The sequence below is a fragment of the Oceanicaulis sp. genome, assembly GCF_965284345.1.
GTDB lineage: Bacteria > Pseudomonadota > Alphaproteobacteria > Caulobacterales > Maricaulaceae > Oceanicaulis > Oceanicaulis alexandrii_A.
Genome location: NZ_OZ260073.1, coordinates 936,405 through 952,656 on the forward strand (window position 1 = coordinate 936,405; position 16,252 = coordinate 952,656).

At 63.6% G+C, this 16,252-nt stretch carries 17 protein-coding genes; 3 read left to right on the forward strand and 14 right to left on the reverse strand.

The genetic code is table 11. From position 1 onward, the window contains the following. Nucleotides 1-147: 147 nt before the first annotated feature. From ybgC to ruvC, 4 genes are read right to left on the reverse strand one after another with little or no spacing between them, the layout of a single operon-like run. A complete protein-coding gene (gene ybgC, locus ACQ66J_RS04705; RefSeq protein WP_430430682.1) occupies nt 148-591 on the reverse strand; it encodes a tol-pal system-associated acyl-CoA thioesterase in 444 nt (147 codons plus the stop codon). Nucleotides 592-595: 4 nt separating this feature from the next. Further along, the gene (gene ruvB, locus ACQ66J_RS04710) at nt 596-1,630 is read right to left on the reverse strand and encodes a Holliday junction branch migration DNA helicase RuvB (protein WP_430430683.1); all 1,035 of its coding nucleotides are present in this window, start codon (nt 1,628-1,630) and stop codon (nt 596-598) included. Then, nucleotides 1,627-2,277 (reverse strand): Holliday junction branch migration protein RuvA, encoded by a 651-nt coding sequence (gene ruvA / locus ACQ66J_RS04715; protein ID WP_375548235.1) that lies wholly within the window; start codon nt 2,275-2,277, stop codon nt 1,627-1,629. The genes ruvB and ruvA overlap by 4 nt, the downstream gene beginning before the upstream one ends. Further along, the gene (ruvC, locus tag ACQ66J_RS04720) at nt 2,274-2,771 is read right to left on the reverse strand and encodes a crossover junction endodeoxyribonuclease RuvC (RefSeq protein ID WP_375548234.1); all 498 of its coding nucleotides are present in this window, start codon (nt 2,769-2,771) and stop codon (nt 2,274-2,276) included. The genes ruvA and ruvC overlap by 4 nt, the downstream gene beginning before the upstream one ends. 125 nt (nt 2,772-2,896) lie before the next feature. Here ruvC and ACQ66J_RS04725 point away from each other — a divergent pair, with 125 nt between their 5' ends. Continuing rightward, nucleotides 2,897-3,583 (forward strand): hypothetical protein, encoded by a 687-nt coding sequence (locus ACQ66J_RS04725; RefSeq protein WP_375548233.1) that lies wholly within the window; start codon nt 2,897-2,899, stop codon nt 3,581-3,583. 5 nt (nt 3,584-3,588) lie between these two features. After that, nucleotides 3,589-4,770: a cupin domain-containing protein gene (locus tag ACQ66J_RS04730; RefSeq protein WP_430430684.1), complete on the forward strand. Its 1,182-nt coding sequence runs from the start codon at nt 3,589-3,591 to the stop codon at nt 4,768-4,770. A gap of 4 nt (nt 4,771-4,774) precedes the next feature. Here the strand turns inward: ACQ66J_RS04730 and ACQ66J_RS04735 are convergent, their stop codons facing one another. From ACQ66J_RS04735 to ACQ66J_RS04770, 8 genes are all read right to left on the reverse strand, one after another. Further along, complete coding sequence (locus tag ACQ66J_RS04735; protein ID WP_430430685.1) at nt 4,775-5,065, reverse strand: transcriptional regulator; 291 nt, start codon at nt 5,063-5,065, stop codon at nt 4,775-4,777. Then, nucleotides 5,062-5,520, reverse strand: a complete 459-nt coding sequence (locus tag ACQ66J_RS04740; RefSeq protein ID WP_430430686.1) for a hypothetical protein — start codon at nt 5,518-5,520, stop codon at nt 5,062-5,064. Before ACQ66J_RS04740 ends, ACQ66J_RS04735 begins: the two co-directional genes overlap by 4 nt. Nucleotides 5,521-5,640: 120 nt before the next feature. Continuing rightward, on the reverse strand, nt 5,641-5,898 hold the full coding sequence (locus tag ACQ66J_RS04745) for a YjhX family toxin (protein WP_430430687.1): 258 nt from the start codon (nt 5,896-5,898) through the stop codon (nt 5,641-5,643). 200 nt (nt 5,899-6,098) lie between these two features. After that, on the reverse strand, nt 6,099-8,087 hold the full coding sequence (tkt, locus tag ACQ66J_RS04750) for a transketolase (RefSeq protein WP_430430688.1): 1,989 nt from the start codon (nt 8,085-8,087) through the stop codon (nt 6,099-6,101). A gap of 71 nt (nt 8,088-8,158) precedes the next feature. After that, the gene (gene pgi, locus ACQ66J_RS04755) at nt 8,159-9,691 is read right to left on the reverse strand and encodes a glucose-6-phosphate isomerase (RefSeq protein WP_430430689.1); all 1,533 of its coding nucleotides are present in this window, start codon (nt 9,689-9,691) and stop codon (nt 8,159-8,161) included. Further along, a complete protein-coding gene (locus ACQ66J_RS04760) occupies nt 9,681-10,646 on the reverse strand; it encodes an ArsR/SmtB family transcription factor (protein ID WP_375548226.1) in 966 nt (321 codons plus the stop codon). Before ACQ66J_RS04760 ends, pgi begins: the two co-directional genes overlap by 11 nt. A 101-nt stretch (nt 10,647-10,747) precedes the next feature. Then, nucleotides 10,748-11,995: an FAD-binding domain-containing protein gene (locus tag ACQ66J_RS04765; protein WP_430430690.1), complete on the reverse strand. Its 1,248-nt coding sequence runs from the start codon at nt 11,993-11,995 to the stop codon at nt 10,748-10,750. A gap of 27 nt (nt 11,996-12,022) precedes the next feature. Continuing rightward, nucleotides 12,023-12,817 (reverse strand): aldo/keto reductase, encoded by a 795-nt coding sequence (locus ACQ66J_RS04770; protein WP_430430691.1) that lies wholly within the window; start codon nt 12,815-12,817, stop codon nt 12,023-12,025. A gap of 159 nt (nt 12,818-12,976) precedes the next feature. Here ACQ66J_RS04770 and ACQ66J_RS04775 point away from each other — a divergent pair, with 159 nt between their 5' ends. Then, complete coding sequence (locus tag ACQ66J_RS04775; protein WP_430430692.1) at nt 12,977-14,797, forward strand: autotransporter domain-containing protein; 1,821 nt, start codon at nt 12,977-12,979, stop codon at nt 14,795-14,797. Between the two features lie 37 nt (nt 14,798-14,834). On the opposite strand, the gene cmk is transcribed toward ACQ66J_RS04775, so the two are convergent. Together cmk and ACQ66J_RS04785 are read right to left on the reverse strand one after the other, a co-directional pair. After that, a complete protein-coding gene (gene cmk, locus ACQ66J_RS04780) occupies nt 14,835-15,458 on the reverse strand; it encodes a (d)CMP kinase (RefSeq protein WP_430432228.1) in 624 nt (207 codons plus the stop codon). Between the two features lie 20 nt (nt 15,459-15,478). Beyond that, nucleotides 15,479-16,249 carry a YebC/PmpR family DNA-binding transcriptional regulator gene (locus ACQ66J_RS04785; protein ID WP_375548222.1) on the reverse strand — a complete coding sequence of 257 codons (771 nt, stop codon included), beginning with the start codon at nt 16,247-16,249 and terminating at the stop codon, nt 15,479-15,481. Between the last annotated feature and the right edge of the window lie 3 nt (nt 16,250-16,252).

The window sequence follows — 16,252 nt, forward strand, 5'->3', positions numbered from 1 at the left end:
GCGCATCCGGCGAAGCGGATGCGTCATAATGAAACGCCCTCAGGCTGCAGGTGTAACCGCACGCACGCGTCACGCCAAGCCGTACTCGCCCCTGACAGTGTGACAGGCTGAGAAAAGACGCAGATTGCGGCGAATTCAGGGAGGTTTTTAGCCGGTTACGTAGCCCTGGAGCTGATCCAGCATCGTCCTGGGCAAGCGCCGGGGCCGCCCCTCAAGGTCGATGCAAGCCGCCTCAACATCGGCGGTGACCAGCACCTCTGCGGCGCACATCACACGTTGGCTGATCACCAGACGCGCGCCTTTGACGGTCTTGAACCGCGTCTCAATGGTGAGCGCGTCGTCAATACGGGCGGGCTTGAGATAGTCGAGATTGATCTTGCGCACCGCAAAGCCCAGCGGCGGATCAAGTTTAAGGATTTCGGTGTGAGAGACGCCCGCGCATCTGAGCGCATCCGTGCGGCCGCGTTCGAGAAATTTGAGATAATTGGCGTAATAGACGACGCCGGTGAAATCGGTGTCCTCATAATAGACCCGGACCGAGAGCTGGTGCGTCTTATCATCCAGCCAGACGCCGGCATGAGGTTCGGCCATGGCGTCAGCCCTCCCCGAACAGATCGTCAGACAAATGCCGCGGCATGGTGAAGCCCAGATGCTCATAGGCGCGCTTGGCGGCCACCCGGCCGCGCGGGGTGCGCATGATGAAGCCTTGTTGGATCAAGAAGGGTTCGACCACGTCTTCGAGCGCATCGCGGGCCTCCGCGCAGGCCGCCGCGAGCGTCTCGACGCCCGCAGGCCCGCCGCCAAAGCCTTCGATCAAAACGCGCAGATAGCGCCGGTCGAGACTGTCGAGCCCGACCGCATCCACTTCCAGCCGCCGCAAGGCGCCGTCGGCGACTTTGGCGTCGATCTGCGGCACGCCGTCTTCCTCGGCGAAATCGCGCACCCGGCGCAAGAGACGCCCGGCGACGCGCGGCGTGCCGCGGGCGCGCTTGGCGATCTCGATCGCGCCATCCTCGCTCATCGGCGCGCCCAGCTTTCGGGCGGCGCGGGCGACGATGCCCGACAACTCATCAACCGAATAAAACTCAAGCCTGACGGGCACGCCGAAACGGTCGCGCAAGGGCGTCGCCAGAAGGCCCGCCCGCGTCGTGGCGCCCACCAGGGTGAAAGGCGGCAGGTCAATGCGCACGGTGCGCGCGCTCGGCCCCTCCCCGATCACCAGATCGAGGCAGAAATCCTCCATCGCCGGATAGAGGATCTCCTCAACGGCGGGCAAAAGGCGGTGAATCTCGTCGATGAACAGGACGTCGCGTTCTTCAAGATTGGTCAGGATGGCCGCCAGATCGCCCGCCTTGGCGATCACCGGGCCGGAGGTGGCGCGGAAATTCACGCCCAGCTCTTTCGCTACGATTTGCGCAAGGGTGGTCTTGCCCAGGCCCGGCGGGCCGGACAGCAGGACATGGTCCAGCGCTTCGCCGCGCCGTCCGGCGGCCTGGGTGAAAACTTTCAGATTGGCGATGGCGGCGGGCTGACCGACGAAGTCCTCAAATGAGAGGGGACGCAAGGCCTTGTCCCGGCCATCACCGGGATTGGCGTCTGCAGAGATGATGCGCTCTTCCGGCTCGCTCAACGCGCCAGCTCCTTCAGGGCCGATTTGATCACCAGCCCTTCGGTCGCATCATCGCCGAGCTGACGCAAGGCTTCCGCGGCGGCCTTGCGCGCATCGCTTTCCGCATAGCCCAGATTCACAAGCGCGGAGACGGCGCTTTCGCGCATGGCGTTGTCCGTGCGAGACGATGCGGTGGCTGGCGCATCCGCGCCCGCAGGGGCCAAAGCGGCGGCAAGCCCGGCCGCGCCAGCGCCCAGTGATCGGCCCAGCGGCGGCGCCTTGTCTTTCAGCTCCGTGGCAATGCGTTGGGCGAGCTTCTTGCCGACGCCTTTGGCGCGTTCAAACGGCATGGGATCGCCCAGGATCGCAGAGCTTTCGATCTCGCCCACATCAATGGCGTCCAGCATCGCGAGGGCATGCTTCGCGCCCACGCCCTGCACCGATTGCAGGCGGACGAACCAGGCGCGCTCTGAATCGCTCAAGAAACCAAAGAGTTTGAACTGGTCCTCGCGCACATGGGTCTCGATATGCAGCGAGACGGGCTGGCCCGGCTCAAGCCGTGCGAGGGTGCGCGATCCGGCGCTGACCAGATATCCGACGCCATTGACGTCAATGACGGCTTCTTCCTCGCCAACACAGTCCACGACGCCCTTGAGCTTTCCAATCACGACGCCAGTCCTTTCATAGCGGTTCTGTGATGAGCGTGGCAGACCGCAACCGCCAGCGCATCCGCCGCGTCCGCATCCGCCTTTGAGCCGGGCAGCAAGATCGCGATCATCGCCGCCACTTGCGCTTTTTCGGCGGAGCCTGTGCCCACCACAGATTTCTTCACAAGCTTGGGCGCGTATTCGCCGACCACCAGACCGGCGCGCGCCGGGGCCAGCATGGCCGCGGCTCGCGCCTGTCCCAGCTTGAGCGCGCTGACGGCGCTGGCGTGAACGAACTGATCCTCCACGGCGGCTTCATGCGGCTGATAGGTCTCAACCAGCACTTCGATGGCGTTGTAGATCACGGTCAGACGCTCCGCCATCGGGGCTTTGGGCGGCGCTTTGACGACGCCATACTCCACCAGAGACAGGCGAGAGCCCGTCTGGTCGATCACCCCCCAGCCCGTGGCGTTCAGCCCCGGATCAATGCCCAATATGCGAATCGAAGCGCTCATCGCTCACACCATAAGGCGCCGAGAACAAAAGGCGACCATTGCGTGCACGTTCATCCGTTCAGGTCGCGTTCAGTTTTCTCCAACCCATAATTCATGTAAGGTTTTAGTCTATGGGGGAGACAGGCATGAGCAAGAAACGCAAACTCTCAAGGCGCTCTTTTCTGACGCAAGTCGCTGGCGGCGCCACCGTGATCGGCGCGGCGGGCCTGACCGGCTGCGCGACCGCTAGCGGTCAGGGCTATACCGGTCAGACAGATGCGGATTCCGGCCCCTATGCAGACGCTGTGGGGTATGGGCGCAACGGCCGGTATGGCGGCGGGCGCAACTGCACGGACGCCGATCAGGGCAATTATGCAGACCCCGCCAATCAGGGGCGCAATTGCCGCGGCCAATCCGGCTACACCGATGCGGACCAAGGGCCGTACGCGGATCCGCCCGGTCAGGGCCGAGGAGGCCAACAAGGCGGCTATACCGATGCTGACCAGGGCCCATATGCCGACCCGCCCGGACAGGGGCGTGGCGGCCAGCGCGGCGGGTATACTGATAGTGACCAAGGCCCTTACGCCGATCCGCCCGGACAAGGACGCGGCGGACACAATGGCGGCGGCTATACCGACAATGACCAGGGCCCCTATGCAGACCCGCCAGGCCAGGGCCGGGGCGGACAGCGCAGCGGCTACACGGATAATGACCAAGGCTCTTACGCTGATCCGGTCGGTCAGGGACGCGGCGGCCAGCGCGGCGGGCGTCAATGCTCGGATTCTGATAGCGGCCCCTATGCCGACCCCGCCAATCAGGGCCGACGCTGCTAAGCGACATGACCTTATCCCATGAAAGCCCTGGCGTGCTGGCCGAGCTGATCGCGCCGCATGCGCCTGAAGCCTTTTTCGAGACGGTGTTCGAGACAAGTGCGCTCCACACGCCGGGATCGGCGCCAGAGCGTTTCACACCCCTGATCAGCGTTTCGGCGATTGACGCCATGCTGGCTGAGGGCCTGTTTCGCGAAGGCGATCTGTCCATGGCGCGCGCCGAGCCGCGGCTGTCTGACGGCGCCTGGTTGCGCGACGACGGCCTGGTGGATCGCGGCGAGGTCGCCCGGCTCTATCAACAAGGCGCGACATTGATCCTGCCCCAATTGCAGGCGCGCCATCAGCCGCTGGCGGATCTGTGCCGCCAGCTGGAGGCTGACTTTTCCTGCCCGGTCCAGACCAATATCTACCTCACCCCGCCCAATGCGCAGGGATTTCAGACCCATTACGACAATCATGACGTTCTGGTCTTGCAGGTGGAGGGCCGCAAACGCTGGCGGCTCTATGACGCCCCGGTGGGCGTGCCCTATCGCGGTGAGCGCTTTACGCCGGGCCGCTTCGCCCAGACCGAACCACGCCAGGAGCTGGTGCTGGAGCCGGGCGATGTCCTGTATGTGCCGCGCGGGTTGATGCATGACGCGGTCAATGAGGGCGATGACCAGGCCTCGCTTCACATCACCACGGGTCTTCTGGCGAAAACCTGGGCGGACTTCCTGCTGGAAGCGGTGTCTGAAGCCGCCCTGCGCACGCCCGCCCTGCGCCGGGCCCTGCCGCCGGGCTACGCCCGGGGCGCGGTCAGCCGCGACCATTTTGACGCGGCGTTTAAAAGCGCGCTGCGCGATGTGGCTCAGAACGCCGATCTTGATGCGGTGATCGGCCTGTTCACCGACACCGCCATCACCTCGCGCCCCGCAGACACGCGCGGCGCCCTGACCTTCGGCGCGCTCACCTCCGACACGCACCTCAAACGCCGACCGCTGATCGCATTGGAGCTGACCGAGGATGGCGATCACCTCGCCCTGGTCGCCCCTGGTGGCGCGCTCACCTTTGACAGAGACGCCGAGGCCGGGCTTGAGCGCCTGCTCTCAGGCGCAACGATCAGCCTGTCTGATTTCAGCGCTATGGACGACGCCAAGGCCCGCGATGTACTGGAACGCCTGATCGCATACGGGGTGGCGGAACGGGTTTGAGATCTTAGCCCCCGGCCATATCAATCAACCCTTTCAGATGATTGATATGGTCTGCCAGCGCAGCGCGACCTTCGTGCGTCAGTGAGACCCAAGTCCGCTGGCGTCCTTCGTGCTTGCGTTTCTCTGTCTTCACCAAGCCAAGGCTCTCCAGAGCTTTGAGGTGTTTTGACATCAGCGCATCGGACACGCCGACAAAATCCTTCAGGCTTTGAAAATCGGCCTCCTCCAGAGGCGACAGGAAGGCGCACAGTTTCAGCCGGTCCGGATGCCGAAAAGCTTCGGCGGGTTGTGTCATTGTCCCACCTCAGCCAGAGCGCGGGCGCTTCGCTGACGCTCCCGAAGGCCAAGTCCGATGATCACAAGGAAGGTCAGCGCTCCATAGGCATAAATCGCAATCGGCCGCCACTGAGGATCGAAACCCACGACGATCAAAGCAGCAATTGCGACCATACCCAGTCCAAACCCCAATCCAGCCCACAATTCCCTTTTAGACAAAGGCAATTGGACCTTCGCGTGTCGGCGCTCCATAGCGATGACCAGCGCCAATCCCAGCACCAGCAAGACGGCCAGTTCAAACTGGAAGAAAGACAGGCTCATCACCAAGCCGCTGACGATCCCGGCGAGAGCCAGAATGAACCAGTATGGGCGCAGATGCCCCAGAGCCTTCGCGTGTCCCATTGCAGCATAGGCTGCGTTCAGCTGATCAGTAGGGCCTTCTGGGGGACCCTCGCTCAGATTAGTCATAGCCATTCCCTTCACTTTCCATATTGGAAAGTTATTCGTCAAAACCCTGCCCGTCAATCACTACTTTCCGTTTTGGAAAGTTAAAGTCAGAAGGGGTGAGGCCCAGCTTGAGCCCCACCCCTCTCCTTATCGGTTATCAGGCTGGGCGCGCACCAGTTCCAGGCCTCGGCGGGTGACCCGATAGGGTCCGCCCTTGCGGGAGGCGAGCGCGCGTTTGGCTTTGAGCTTTCTGAACAGGCGCGGCGTCACGCCGGGCATTTTCCAGCCTTCACGCGTGATCAACTCTACATTCAGAATGCGGCCCGATGAGGTTTTGGCGGCTGTAATGCAGCCGCCCTTGGCCAGCGCGTGCAGCACTCGCTGTTCGTCTTTTGAGATATCCATTGGATCTGTCGGTCCCGAGGGTCCGCAGCCAGGGCTGCAGACACAAGAAAACTGCGCTCGCTATCGTGCAGCGAACGGGCTCTTGAAGGCCGCCCCTCCCCCGCAAACCGCGAGGAGAGGCCCTATCGGGTCTCAGATAACGTATTACGCATAAGCGGTCTGGATATCACACAACATCCAGACCGCCTATGTCCAAAGGGTCACACCCGCTTGAGCGCTTGCTCGACCACCGCGTCGGCGGTGACGCCGAAATGCTCGTAGAGCGCGCCCGCCGGGGCCGAGGCGCCAAAGCCGTCCATGCCCACAAAACCGCCTTCAAGGCCGATCAGGCCATCCCAGCCCCAGCGCAGGGCCGCCTCAACCGCCACGACGGGCAGTTTCGGATCGACCACGGAGGCGCGATAGGCTGCATCCTGCTTCAGGAAGGTTTCAAGCGACGGCGCGGAAACGACGCGGGCATGAACGCCTTTATCCTTGAGCGTGGCCTGCGCTTCGATGGCAAGGCTCAGCTCGGTGCCGGTGCCAATGAGGGTGATCTGGGCGTCGCCCTCCGCGTCGCGGATCACGTAAGCGCCCTTGGCGGAGAGGTTCGTGGAGCCGTCGTCCTGACGCGCATGGGGAACTTTCTGGCGCGACAGCACCAGAACCGTCGGGCCGTCGGTGCGTTCCAGCGCGCATTTCCACGCTTCCGCAGCTTCCACCGCATCGCCGGGGCGGTACACCGCCACATTGGGCATGGAGCGCAGGGCGGTGAGATGCTCGACCGGCTGGTGGGTCGGGCCGTCTTCGCCAAGACCGATGGAGTCGTGGGTGAAGACATAAATCACCGGCTGGTTCATCAGCGCAGACAGGCGAATGGCGCCGCGGCAATAGTCAGAGAACACCAGGAAGGTGCCCGAATAGGGCCGCAAGCCGCCATGAAGCGCCATGCCGTTCATGGCCGCCGCCATGCCAAACTCGCGCACGCCATAGTGGACATAAGAGCCCGAGAAATCGTCCGGCGTGATCGAGGCCATGCCCGGCGCATGGGTGTTGTTGGAGCCGGTCAGATCGGCGGAGCCGCCGATAAGACCGGGGAAGGCCTGCCAGAAGGCCTCAATCGCCTTGCCCGACGACGCGCGGGTGGCCAGCGCCGGCTTGTCGGCGAGGGTTTTCTTGATGTGCGCGTCCAGCGCGTCCAAAGCGGCTTTCGGCGGTTCAGCGGACATTTGAGCGGTGAAAGCCGCGGCCTTGTCGGAGGCTGCGAGGCGCGCGTCCCAGGCCTCGCGCGTTTGCGCGCCCAGCTCGGAGACAAAGCGCCAGCCATCATAAACCTCGTCAGGGATCACGAAGGGCTCGTGGCTCCAGCCCAGCGCTTCGCGAGCGCCCTTGATCTCCTCGGCGCCCAGCGGCGCGCCATGGCTGCCGGCGGTGCCCGCCTTGGTGGGCGCGCCAAACCCGATCGTGGTCTTGCACGCGATCAGCACCGGCTTGTCCGACATTTTGGCGTCGTTGAGCGCCTGGTCGACGGCCGCCGCGTCATGCCCGTCCACTTCCAGCGTCTTCCAGCCTGCGGCCTCAAAGCGCTGGCGATGGTCGACGGTGTCAGACAAGGCCGTGTCGCCGTCGATCTGGATGGAGTTGTCGTCCCACAGCACCACCAGCTTGCTCAGCTTGAGATGGCCGGCGATGGAGATCGCTTCCTGGCTGACGCCTTCCTGCAAATCGCCGTCAGAGGCGATCACCCAGGTGCGGTGATCCACCAGATCGTCGCCGTATTGCGCGTTCATCATGCGCTCGCCCAGCGCCATGCCCACAGCCGTCGCCAGACCCTGGCCCAGCGGGCCGGTGGTGGTCTCGATGCCCGGCGCATGACCGAACTCGGGGTGGCCGGCGGTTTTGGAGCCCAGCTGACGGAAGTTTTTGAGCTCTTCCATCGTAATCTCTTCAACCCCGATCAGGTGCAGGATCGAATAGAGCAGCATGGAGCCATGACCCGCCGACAACACAAACCGATCCCGATCGGCCCATTGGGTGTCCTTGGGGTCAAACTTGATGTGGCGGGTCCACAGCACCGTCGCAGCGTCCGCCATGCCCATCGGCATGCCGGGATGGCCGGACTTTGCGGCTTCAACCGCGTCCATGGACAGGGCGCGAACCGCATTGGCGAGGGGCTGGATCCGGGCCGGATCAAGAGCGGGCTGGGTCATATCGCGGGCCTTATATCGTGTGCGGGTGCGAAGGGCGTATCGGCAAAGTGTTTACACAGCCCTGAGCATCATCAATCAAGGCCCAATCGGTGCGTCAGTTCACGCGCCGGGCCGTCAAACCCGGCCATGTCGCCGGAAAGAATGGAGCGGGCAAGGCTTTTGCCCAGCTCGACGCCCCATTGGTCAAAGGGGTTGAGGCCGTAAATCACGGCTTCCACAAAGACTTTGTGCTCATGCAAGGCGATCAGCGCGCCCAGGGTTTCAGGGCTCAGCCGATCCATCACGAATGTGGCGCTGGCGCGCGCGCCCCGGATCGCCTTGTGCAAGGCCAACGCGCCTTCGCCCGTCCGGCCATGAGTCAAGGCGGCGCCCTGAGCGGCGAGATTGGCGTTTAGCGCCCGAACGCGCTCGTCATCGCGACCATGATCGGCGATGGCGATGAAATCGACCGGCGCTTCATCCAGCCCCTGATGCAGCCATTGAAACACGGAATGCTGCAAGTCTGATCCGCGTCCGCCCCAGACCAGGGGTCCGCTATGGCCTTCAGACAAAGGCTGGCCTTCAGCGTTCACGGATTTGCCCAGGCTTTCCATTTCCAGCTGCTGCAGATAGCTCGGCAGGCGCTCAAGGCGGGAGGAATAGGCCGCGACACAACGAGACGGCAGGCCCAGACCCGCGCGATTGAACACGTCGATCAGCGCCTTCGCCACGGGCATGTTGCGATCAAGCGGCGCGGTGGCGACATGCTCGTCCATCGCCTGCGCGCCCTTGAGCAGGCGATCAAACACGTCAGAGCCCAGACCCGTCTCAAGCGCCAGACCGGCGGCGGACCACAGCGAATAGCGCCCGCCAACCCCGTCGAGAAAGGCGAAGATACGCGCCTCGTCCAGACCAAACGTCTTGGCCTTGTCAGGACAGGCGGTGGCGGCGGCGAAGCGGGCGCTGACGCCCGCCTCTCCCAGATGCTCGACGATCCAGGCGCGCGCCGCGCGCGCATTCATCAAGGTTTCCTGGGTGGTGAAGGATTTGGAGATCACCAGGATCAGCGTCGTCTCAGGGTCTGCGCCCTCCAACGCATCATCAAGATCCGCCGGATCGAGATTGGAGACGAAATGCGTCTCGACACCCTCACGGCGGAACGCGCCGAGCGCGTCATACACAAAGCGCGGCCCCAGATCAGAGCCGCCAATGCCGATATTGACCACACGCCGCACCGGATGACCGTCCAGCGCATCGGGCCGCCCCATAAGATCAGCGAAGGCGCGCGTCTTCTTGCGGGTCGCAATCATCGCCGCGGCGGCGTCCGACTCGCCCAAAAGCGCGGGATTGCGGCAGGCAGGATGCAGGGCCGGACGCTGCTCGGTGCCGTTCACGATCTCACCGGCGAACAGGGCCGCAAGCCGCTCGTCAACGCCCAGGACGTCAGCGCGCTCGACCAGCGCCCGCCAGGTCGGCAGGGTCAGCTTTTGTCGACGCAGATCGAGATAAAGCCCCGCCGCCTCGAACTGCAGCGCGTCTGATCGCGCCTCGTCTGACAAGAGGCTCGCTATGTCGACGCCGGCTTGCGCCGCGGCGATCGCCTTCATCCCCGTCTCAGACGTCATCCTCATCCCCTTCGATCGGGCGCTCGGCCGCCCAGATCAGCACCGTTAGTCCGCCTTCAATGCCTTCAGGCTCAAGGGTGCGCAAGGATTTCAAGGTCAGCCCGCTGGTCTGCAGCCAGGCTGTGACCTGGGCCGGTGGGAAGCCGAGCCAGCGATGATGGTGCTGGATGCGCAAGGTTTCATGATGGTGCTCGGCGAAATCCACCACCAGCAGCAAGCCGCCGGGCGCGAGCACGCGCGCGCATTCAGACAACGCCGCTTGCGGATCCGGCAGATAATGCAAGACCTGATGGAGGGTGACGAGATCGGCTGCGCCTTCATCCAGCGGCAGGGCGGACGCATCCGCCTGGCGCACAAAGCGCGAGGACAAACCCGCTTCGGTCAGCTTGGCGCGCGCCACATGGAGCATCTCACGGCTGAGATCGACGCCCATGCCCTCATCGGCCTGGTCGATAAACAGTTCCAGAATGCGGCCCGTCCCCGTGCCCACATCCACATGCTGTTTGAACCGGCGCTCTCGCGCCAGATCCAGCATCGCGGCTTCCACCTCGGCGTCGGAAAAGTGCAGCGAGCGAATTTGAGACCATTCCTGGGCGGCGGCTTCGAAATACTTTGCGGCCTCCTCGGCGCGCAGACGCTTGAGCTCTTGCAAGCGCTGACGATCACGGTGGACCTGAGGCTCATTGGCTTCGGTGAATTCTTCCACCAAGGCGGCGAGACGGCTCACTGGCCCGGTGCGCATCAGGCGATAAAACACCCAGCCGCCTTCGGGAAAGCGTTCGCACAGACCGGCGTCGGCCAGAAGTTTGAGATGGCGGGAGATGCGCGGCTGGCTTTGACCCAGCACCTGCATGATCTCGCTGACGGTCAGTTCGCCCTGCGCCAGCAAGGACACAATCCGCAGGCGTGTCGGCTCCGCAAGAGCCTTGAGCTTCGCCAACAGATCAGATTGCATGGTCTCTCCCACCCAGCGCTGAACAGCGCCTGTAGCCTATCCCCCACCGCTTAGCGGGAGAATGCCGAAAAGTCATCTTTTCGGCGCGGTTTAAGGCGCGATCAGTTCAGGTGGAGTTGGTCAAAGACTGATGGAATGGCGGATTTGAACTTGAAAAACCCCTTGGTCGCGTAGGGGTGAAAGGCCGCATCCCAAGGACGACGCATCTCAATCAGTGTGAGGTCGGCTCGCGCCAGCGCGGCCCGATACTCAGCCATATGGTCCTGACCCGGGCCAACCGCCGGTCGCTGCGTCACAACGTGCTTTGCGCCCACGGATCGCGCCGTATCGATTACAGCATCGATGTCCGCGGCGGCTTGGGCAGTGCGCCCGAAATAAGCGCCCGCACGCTGCGCGCCGTCTATAAGGGCCTGCTGCGTAAAGCGCGCAGCGCAGTCGCTCAACTCCAGCGCGCCCCGCGCCCAAGGCTGCGCCTGATAAACCACCGCGCGCACGTCGAGCTCATCCACGGCCCAGCTCTCGGGGTGCAAATCCTCTTCATGAAGCCAGATCAGAGCGGGGGCGTCTGGGTCAGGCGCCTGCCCCGCCGCAAGCGTTTGCGGGGCCGGGTGCTCAAGCGCGGCGTCAAGCGGCGGCGCGTCTTGCGCCAGCGCGCCTGCCTCCGGCGTGAAACGACCGCCGGTGTATTTTTCGATATTTGACGCCCGGGCCAGATAGGTCTTGCCCACCGTCTGCAGCCCGCCCACCCAGCGCCAACCCAGCGTGTTGGAGGCCGGATCGCCGTCGATCAGATGGCGCAGGAACAGATCCGCGCCCAGCACCCAGGGCAGATCCAGCGTGTAGATCCAGATCGAGGCGAACCACATCCGCGCATGATTGTGCAGATAGCCGGTCGTCCTCAGCTCGCCCACCCAGGCGTCAAAGCATTCAAGCCCGGTCCGCCCCTCTTGCGCTGCGTCATAGCGACGGCGCAAGGCGTCATCCTCACCCAGCGCGCTCAAGGCTTGAGACAGCTCCGATCTGTACTCTGACCAGCGGGACGGGCGCAGCTCCAGCCAGCCTTTCCAATAGGTCCGCCAGCAGACCTCCTGGATGAATTTCTCGGCGGCTTGAAGCCCATGAGCGCTCAGCGCCGCCTGGGCCAGTTCAGACTCCAGAACCAGCCTGTGACGCACATGCGCGCTCAGCACAGAGATATTGGAGCGGTCTTCAGCACCGAAATCAAAATTGCGTTGCGCCGCGTAGCGTCGCCCCATCAAAGGCGTGAAGGCTTTCAGGCGGTCAAGGCCCGCCTGGCGATCGGGCGTTGGCGGCACGGAAGGTGAAGCGAATAATTCAGTCTGGCTCATCAAGGCGGAGCTAGACCGCGATCTGCGTCAGGAAAGTCTGATGCTCTCTAGATTGCTGTTGAGGTGCGTGGTGCGTGTGGTGGTGAAAAGAGCGCTGACCACGCCCGGCCGACTTAGCGCCTGCTTGAGCCCGTCAGGAACCGCGATCCGCCCACGCCCGCCGCTGTATGATCGCATTCTCTTGGCGAGCGGATAGAGATCCGCCAGTGAACGCGGCGCCCGAAGTCTGGGCGGCGAATCCCCCGCGGTTTCAATCGCCATGATGGGAAGCCCCGCCTGGGCGGCCCGGTCGAGCGCCGCCGTCTCCGCGCTCTCCAGAAAAGGGTGCACAGGCGCCATGAGGACCTCAAACCATCCTGCATCCAGCGCCCAGTCGAGCGCTGCTCCGCGCCCCGCGGCGCCCAAAGCCCGAAACGCGCCGGCTTGCTTGAGCGCCCGCAAACGCGCCAATAAAGCCGCATCCAGCTCATGGGGCGCCGCGCCATGCAGGAAGAGAATGTCGACCCCCTCAACATCTAATCGGTCCAACGAGGCGCGGACGCTGGTCTCGACGCCATCGGGGGACAGATCCCGCCGCCGCCCGGCGAGGCCATGGCTGGTCAGCCCCGCCTTTGTGCAGATCACAAGATCTGAGCGATCCAGGTCTTTCAGCGCCAAACCGAGACGCCGCTCGGCCTCACCAGCCCCATAAGACGGCGCCGTATCGAAGACGCGTACGCCCCCCGCAACGGCCGCCTCGATCAACGCCAGCGTCTCTGAGGCTGAAACAAGGGGCGTGCCATGTGCGCCGGAGACGCCAAAGCCGAGAGCGGAAAACTTCATCATTCCCTCACGCTATGCCGTCCCAAGCCAAATCGCCATGGGCAGAGTCCGCGCCTCGCCCACACAGTGCAACTTGACAACCTGACAGTTCAGAACAGCTAATCACAGTGTGCGAACAATAAAAAATGCGCACCGATGCACGCTCTGGGGAGGAGTTTTATGTTTAAACAAATGCTGGGGGCCTCATTGGCCGCCCTGTCTTTCGCGTCCGCGCCTGCACTTGCGCAATCGTGGGATTTCACAGCTGGCAAGTCTTACGTCTTTGGCGACAGCCTGTCTGACACTGGCAATGTGTTTTTGGCGGCAGGCGCCGGCGGACCTCCGGTCTATTTCAATGGCCGCTTTTCCAACGGTCCGGTCTGGCATGAGTACCTCTCATCAGAGACACTGGCGCTATCACCGTTCCTCACCGGCATAATCGGCGACGCCTCTAATGGGATCAATTTCGCCCATGGCGGCGCGCGCACCGCCGGCTTCGCCAGCACGCCCGGCGGTCCGATCCTGCCCGGTTCTATCGAGCAGGCCCAGTTCTTCGCCGCCGGTGTCGCCAGCGGCCAGATCGCGGCGCCAAGCAGTTCGGACATTTTCTCCATCTGGATCGGCGGCAACAACTTCCTTGCAGCGCTCGGCGGAGGAACGCTGGATATCAATCAGGGCGTGGCTGACATCCAGCAAACCCTGTCGACGCTGGCGGACGCCGGCGCCCGTCGCTTTGTGCTGTTCGGCGTACCGCCTATCGGCTCGTCCGTAGAAGCGCCCGCCCCCTTTGACGCTCAGTTCGACCTGGCCGCGGCGCAGTTCAATATCGCTCTTCGGGGCGTGGACGCCGCGATCAGCGCGCAATACGGCGCAGATGTGCTCTACATCAATGTCGAAGATCTGCTGCTGGATGTTTACGACAATTCAAGCCTGTATGGGTTTAGCGAGACGTCGACCGACTGCGTCAGCCAGGGCTTGCTGCTGGACGCCTGCCCGTCAGACTGGAGCGATTATGACGGCATCCACCCCACGACCCAGTCTCACGCCGTGCTGGCCGCTTTCGTGGTCGCCAGCGGTGCGAACGCGGACTATGCCGGGCAAAGCGCCGGCGGCCTGACCGAGCACGCCTATCAGATCGGTCGCCACCTGATCGTGGATGCGCTCGATGAAGCGGGACGCGCCAGATCCGAAACCGGCGGCTATATCACCGGCGGTTGGCTGGACGGGTCGGTGGACGCCAGCGCAAGCTCAGCTGGCGTCGATTATGATGGCTGGTCGGCTTCCGCGGGCTTCATCGCCAATCTCGACAACGGCTTCTTCGCCGGCGCACGCGCAAGCTTCGCCGGCACCAGCAGCACGATCACCGGCGTTCTGCCCGCCTCCGGCGATGCAGAAACCTTTGCGGTCGCCGTACATGGCGGCTGGTCGACGGGCGGGTTTTATCTGATGGGCGGCGCAGGTCTGGGCCGTACTGACATAGACACTGTACGAGCCACCGGGTTCGCCCCCCGTAACACGGTGACCGGTCAGCTGGTTGCTGATCACAGCTTCACGGCGCTTGAGGCAGGGTTGGACTTTGCGGCATCGGAGGCGTTTACGCTGACACCCTATCTGCGAGCGGTGTTCACCGATTACGACTTCTCGGCGAATATCGAACGAGGCGTCCTGCTGAACGGTCAGGTCCAAGCGCTCGATTTCAGCAGCACGCTTTATGAAGCGGGCGTCCGCGCCAGCTGGCAAGTGTCGGAGGCGGGCATGATCCAGGCCGGTCTCGCTTATGAAAGCGAAGATGACGCCGAGCGAACCGTCGGCGTTCTCTTGAACGATATCGACCTGTCCACGGCCCGGATTGGCGGGGATGAAGACGGGCTGTTGCGCGCCCAGCTGGGCTATGAAGCCCAGATCCGAGACCGGTTGAGCATCGCCCTGACGGCCGCAGGACGGTCCGGAGATGGCACAGAAAGCCTGCAAGCGCGCTTGCAGGTGCGTCTGGGCTTTTAATCGTGTTGAGCCCCGGCCTCTTTCAGGGGTCGGGGCCTCAGCCCAGCTTGGCTTCCACCCGCTTGATCGCTTCGCGCACGGCGTCATCCACCGACATCTCAGACGTGTCGAGTTCGATCGCGTCATCCGCCTTGATCATCGGCGCATCGGCGCGGCTGGCGTCGCGGGCGTCACGCTGGCGCAACTGCCCAAGCACCTGCTCGAAACTGATCTCTTCACCGCGATTGACGAGCTCAGCCCGGCGGCGCCAGGCGCGCGCTTCCTCGTCTGCGGTGACGAACAGTTTCACATCCGCATCCGGACAGATCACCGTGCCGATATCGCGTCCATCCAGCACCGCCCCGCCCTCCTGGGCCGCGAAGGCGCGCTGGACGTCCAGAAGCGCCGCCCGCACGCGCGGATGCGCAGACACCACGCTGGCGGCCACGCCCGCGCCCGCCGTGCGAATCCTGGATTCGTCGATTGCGCTCACATCCAGAGTGCGCGCCGCGCGCTCGGCTTCATCCGCGTTTTCAGGCGGCAAACCCTGGTCGAGCATGGCGACGGCCACGGCGCGATAAAGCGCGCCCGTGTCCAGATGCGGCACGCCGAAACGCGCCCCCAGCGCCCGCGCAATCGTCCCCTTGCCCGAAGCGAGCGGACCATCCACGGCGATGACGATGGAGCGCGCCTGACCCGCCATTATTCGAGATTCGCCATGTCTTCGTCGGAGATGTCGAAGTTCGCGAACACGGTGCTGACATCATCGAGATCTTCAAGCGCTTCCATGAGCTTCATCACGGTCGCCACTTTCTCGCCGGTCACCTCGATGAGGTTTTGCGGCTTCCAGATGATGTTTGCGGATTTGGCGTCGCCAAAGCGCTCTTGCAGGTTCGAGCTGACCTCGGCCAGGTCTTCCCGGGCGCAATAGATCACATGCTCGGGCGCCGGCTCGCCGTCATCATCGAGCAGGTCTTCCTGCACCACGTCTTCTGCGCCGGCCTCGATCGCGGCTTCAAACATGGCGTCTTCATCGGCGACTGTAAGCGGGAAGCGGATCTCGCCGACCTGGTCGAACATGAAGCTGACAGACCCGGTTTCACCCAGATTGCCGCCGTTTTTGGAAAAGGCGGCGCGCACTTCGCCCGCAGCGCGGTTCTTGTTGTCGGTGGAGGCTTCCACGATCAATCCGATGCCGGCGGGACCAAAACCCTCATAGCGGATCTCGAAATACTCTTCGACATCGCCGCCCGCCGCTTTCTTGATGGCGCGCTCGATATTATCCTTGGGCATAGATTGGCCCTTGGCGTTCTGGATCGCCAGGCGCAGGCGCGGGTTCATATCAGGGTCCGGGCCGCCCATTTTCACGGCGACCATGACTTCCTTGGACAAACGCGAGAACAATTTGGCGCGAGCTTTATCCTGGCGACCCTTGCGGTGCTGGATATTGGCCCATTTTGAGTGGCCGGCCATGGT

Excerpts from the sequence above, each read along its gene's own strand:
- ybgC (WP_430430682.1), bottom strand. The coding sequence starts at position 591 with ATGGCCGAACCTCATGCCGGCGTCTGGCTGGATGATAAGACGCACCAG.
- ruvC (WP_375548234.1), bottom strand. The coding sequence starts at position 2,771 with ATGAGCGCTTCGATTCGCATATTGGGCATTGATCCGGGGCTGAACGCC.
- ACQ66J_RS04725 (WP_375548233.1), top strand. The coding sequence starts at position 2,897 with ATGAGCAAGAAACGCAAACTCTCAAGGCGCTCTTTTCTGACGCAAGTC.
- ACQ66J_RS04730 (WP_430430684.1), top strand. The coding sequence starts at position 3,589 with ATGACCTTATCCCATGAAAGCCCTGGCGTGCTGGCCGAGCTGATCGCG.
- ACQ66J_RS04735 (WP_430430685.1), bottom strand. The coding sequence starts at position 5,065 with ATGACACAACCCGCCGAAGCTTTTCGGCATCCGGACCGGCTGAAACTG.
- ACQ66J_RS04740 (WP_430430686.1), bottom strand. The coding sequence starts at position 5,520 with ATGGCTATGACTAATCTGAGCGAGGGTCCCCCAGAAGGCCCTACTGAT.
- ACQ66J_RS04745 (WP_430430687.1), bottom strand. The coding sequence starts at position 5,898 with ATGGATATCTCAAAAGACGAACAGCGAGTGCTGCACGCGCTGGCCAAG.
- tkt (WP_430430688.1), bottom strand. The coding sequence starts at position 8,087 with ATGACCCAGCCCGCTCTTGATCCGGCCCGGATCCAGCCCCTCGCCAAT.
- pgi (WP_430430689.1), bottom strand. The coding sequence starts at position 9,691 with ATGACGTCTGAGACGGGGATGAAGGCGATCGCCGCGGCGCAAGCCGGC.
- ACQ66J_RS04760 (WP_375548226.1), bottom strand. The coding sequence starts at position 10,646 with ATGCAATCTGATCTGTTGGCGAAGCTCAAGGCTCTTGCGGAGCCGACA.
- ACQ66J_RS04765 (WP_430430690.1), bottom strand. The coding sequence starts at position 11,995 with ATGAGCCAGACTGAATTATTCGCTTCACCTTCCGTGCCGCCAACGCCC.
- ACQ66J_RS04770 (WP_430430691.1), bottom strand. The coding sequence starts at position 12,817 with ATGAAGTTTTCCGCTCTCGGCTTTGGCGTCTCCGGCGCACATGGCACG.
- ACQ66J_RS04775 (WP_430430692.1), top strand. The coding sequence starts at position 12,977 with ATGTTTAAACAAATGCTGGGGGCCTCATTGGCCGCCCTGTCTTTCGCG.
- ACQ66J_RS04785 (WP_375548222.1), bottom strand. The coding sequence starts at position 16,249 with ATGGCCGGCCACTCAAAATGGGCCAATATCCAGCACCGCAAGGGTCGC.